The sequence below is a fragment of the Actinomyces sp. oral taxon 849 str. F0330 genome (genome assembly GCF_000239715.1).
GTDB classification, from domain to species: Bacteria; Actinomycetota; Actinomycetes; order Actinomycetales; family Actinomycetaceae; genus Actinomyces; species Actinomyces johnsonii.
Map to the genome: position 1 here is coordinate 304649 of NZ_JH470351.1, position 3045 is coordinate 307693.

Sequence of the window (3045 nt, forward strand, 5' to 3'; positions counted from 1 at the left end):
GGCCTCTCGGCGAGCCGCCGCCCACGGGGCCGCCTCGCTGCGGGCGGGCAGGCCCCCGGGGCGCGGCCCCCATCCCGAGCCGATGAAGTCCCGGAAGGCCTGGTTGTCCGGCTGACGAGAACGGTTGGAGCCGCGCGCCGCCAAGGACTGGGGAGCCTCACCCGGGGAGGCGGATGTGGATGAGTCGTCGGACGGGCTGCCGTCTGCAGGGGGAATCGATGTCATAGCGGCATCATCTCACCGTTGAGCCGTCGTCGGGCTACCGCGGAAGCGGCCGAGGGGCAGGAACGGCGGCTAGTCCTGAGAGTCGGCCGGAAAACGTACCCCCACCTGGTGGCGTGCCTCCTCCAGCACCCTGATGGCGGCCACCGAATGCTCCAGGGGATGCAGGTCGGACTCCCGTGCCCCGGCCCGCACCAGGCGGCAGACCTCGGCCAGCTCATAGATGAGTTGACGGCCGGGCTGCTGGGCGCCGCGCTCGACCGACAGATCCTCGCGCGCCTGCGCACCCTCACCCGCGCTCCTGCCTGCGGTCGGCCCGCGCAGCTCGATCCGCTCGGGCCACTGGCAGTCATCAATGGCCACGACGTCCCGGTCCGAGGCGAAGGTCGACTCCGTCCCCGGAGAGGTCTTGGAGTGCAGGCAGATGACCTCCAGCCCGGCGAACTCGCCGGAGTCGTAGGACAGGACGACTGTGCCCCGCACGTCGACGCCGGAATCCAGCAGCTCTCCCGTGGCCGTTACCCGGTCCGGTTCCCCGAACAGGTGGATGGCCAGGTTGACCGTGTAGATGCCCAGGTCCATGAGGGACCCGCCGCCCAGGGCCGGGTCGAAGGCCGGCGGCAGGTGACCGGCCCGGTAGGCCTCCATCCGCGAGGAGAACTGCTCCTTGGACAGCACCACCCGGTGCAGTCGGCCCACGCGCCCCAGCGCCTCGCGCACCCGTGCCACACCGGGCTCGAAGGCGGACAACCACCCCTCCATGAGGAAGCGGTCGGCCCGTCTGGCGGCCTTCACCATCGCGTGGGCCTGGCCGGCCGTCAGCGCGAAGGGCTTCTCCACCAGAACGTGGAAACCGGCCCCCAGCGCCGCGATCGTATGCTCCGCATGCAGGGAATTGGGGGAGCCCACGTAGACGACGTCGATCGGTGCCTCGGAGTCCGGGCCGTGGGCGGCGAGCATCTCCTCGAGCGATGCGTGGGCATACGGGACTTGGTGCTCCTGGGCGAAGGCGGCGGCGCGCTCGCGGCGGGCAGAGGTGACGGCCACGACCCGGGCGGCCGGTTCAAGGGCAACGGCCTGCGCGAACCATCGGGCGATGAAACCGGCCCCGATCACGCCGAAGCGGACCGGGGAGTCCCCGGAGCCAGGTGCGGTATCCGTCGTGCGGCTCAGCTCACTCATGTCGTCCAGTCTCTCATGCGTCCCTACACTGTCCCGGTGCGCATCGACCCCCACACCCACTCGGCCTGCTCCGACGGTACCGACTCTCCCACCGAGCTCATGGCCCAGGCGGCGCGGGCCGGCCTGGATGTCGTCGGGCTGACCGACCACGATACGATGGCCGGTTGGGAGGAGGCGGCCGCGACTGTGCCTGCCACCGGCGTCGCCCTTCTGCGCGGCACCGAGATCTCCTGCGCCGCGGGCGGCGTCACCCTCCACCTGCTGTCCTACCTGCACCGGAGCGACGACCCCGCCCTGGGCGAGGCCTTCGCTCACGCCCGTACTTCCCGGGACACCCGCGCTCAGCGGATGGTCGAGCGTCTCGGTGAGGACTATCCGATCACCTGGGAGGATGTCGTGGCCCAGTCCTCAGGCGCCCACACGATCGGCAGGCCCCACATCGCCGACGCCCTCGTGGCTGCCGGGTCCTTCCCCGATCGCAATGCGGCCTTCGCCGGGCCGCTCGCCACCGCCTCCCCCTACTACGTCCATCACTGGGCACTGGATCCGGTCGAGGCCTGTCGCCTGGTGCGCGCCGCTGGCGGGGTCCCGGTGGCCGCCCACCCGCGCGCCTCCTCGCGCCAGCGCCGCCTCGTGCCCGATGAGGTCTTCGCCGAGATGGCCGATGCCGGACTGGCCGCCCTGGAGATGCACCATCGGGACCAGACTCCCGAGCAGCGCGAGCAGGTCCGCATCCTGGCTCAGCGCCTGGGCCTGGGGCTGTCGGGGGCCTCGGACTACCACGGCACCGGTAAACCCAACCGCCTGGGGGAGAACCTCATGCCGCCCAAGCTCCTGGAACAGATCGTCGACGAGGGCGCCCTCGACCTCGTCAAGCCCTGACTCCTGACCGTCTCCCGCCGACCCCGGTGATAGAAAGCCATTATGCAGTCCGTCTTCGAGCCCACGGTCTTCGCCACGACCTTCATGACGCTCCTGGTCATTCAGGACCCCCTGGGGGCCATCCCGATCTTCCTCTCCCTGACCTCGCGGCAGACCCCGACCGAGCGCGCCGCCTCTGCGCGCCAGGCCACGGTCGTCTCCTTCGGCGTCATCCTCCTTTTCGCGGTCTTCGGCCGCTACATCCTGAAGTTCCTGGGCATCTCGGTGCCCTCCCTCCAGGTGGCTGGCGGGTTGCTCCTCCTCCTGGTGGCCCTCGAGCTGCTGACCGACAAGGCAGATGAGAGCCCCGACCCCGACGCCGTCACTTCCAACGCCGCCCTCGTCCCCCTGGGCACGCCCCTGCTGGCCGGCCCGGGAGCGATCGTCGCCGCCATGGTCGCGGTGGACGCCACCGGCGGCGGCGCGGCCGGATGGGTCTCGGTAACGGCCGCGATCATCGGCACGCATATCGTCGTCTGGATCTCGCTGCGCTTTTCTCTGGGACTCAACCGGGTGCTGGGCACCTCCGGTATTCGTATCCTCACCCGGGTCATGGGACTGCTTCTGGCGGCCATCGCTGTCCAGATCATGGCCGACGGCGTCTTCGCCTTCCTGGAGACCCGCCTCTGACCCGGGCTCGCCCTCGGAGCCGCCGGCGACGGCGGCCCCGGGCTGCTCAGGCCTGCTCGCCGGCCGACCCGTCGACAGGGCGACCACCGC

Annotated in this window: 3 protein-coding genes and 1 pseudogene; 2 read left to right on the forward strand and 2 right to left on the reverse strand. The window is 70.8% G+C overall.

Going from position 1 to position 3045, the window contains the following annotated elements:
- Together HMPREF0975_RS16145 and HMPREF0975_RS07235 are read right to left on the reverse strand one after the other, a co-directional pair.
- A pseudogene (locus HMPREF0975_RS16145) lies at positions 1–225 on the reverse strand (aminopeptidase P family protein); the annotation flags it as partial.
- Positions 226–294: 69 nt separating this feature from the next.
- Complete coding sequence (locus HMPREF0975_RS07235; protein WP_009233489.1) at positions 295–1404, reverse strand: Gfo/Idh/MocA family protein; 1110 nt, start codon at positions 1402–1404, stop codon at positions 295–297.
- Between the two features lie 36 nt (positions 1405–1440).
- Between HMPREF0975_RS07235 and HMPREF0975_RS07240 the strand changes: the two genes are divergently transcribed.
- Positions 1441–2286, forward strand: a complete 846-nt coding sequence (locus HMPREF0975_RS07240) for a PHP domain-containing protein (protein ID WP_049939606.1) — start codon at positions 1441–1443, stop codon at positions 2284–2286.
- A gap of 42 nt (positions 2287–2328) precedes the next feature.
- Positions 2329–2955, forward strand: coding sequence for a MarC family protein (locus HMPREF0975_RS07245; RefSeq protein WP_003784664.1), 627 nt, complete (start codon positions 2329–2331; stop codon positions 2953–2955).
- Positions 2956–3045: the final 90 nt, after the last annotated feature.

Coding starts and splice junctions, on each gene's coding strand:
- HMPREF0975_RS07235 (WP_009233489.1), bottom strand. CDS start 1,404: ATGAGTGAGCTGAGCCGCACGACGGATACCGCACCTGGCTCCGGGGAC.
- HMPREF0975_RS07245 (WP_003784664.1), top strand. CDS start 2,329: ATGCAGTCCGTCTTCGAGCCCACGGTCTTCGCCACGACCTTCATGACG.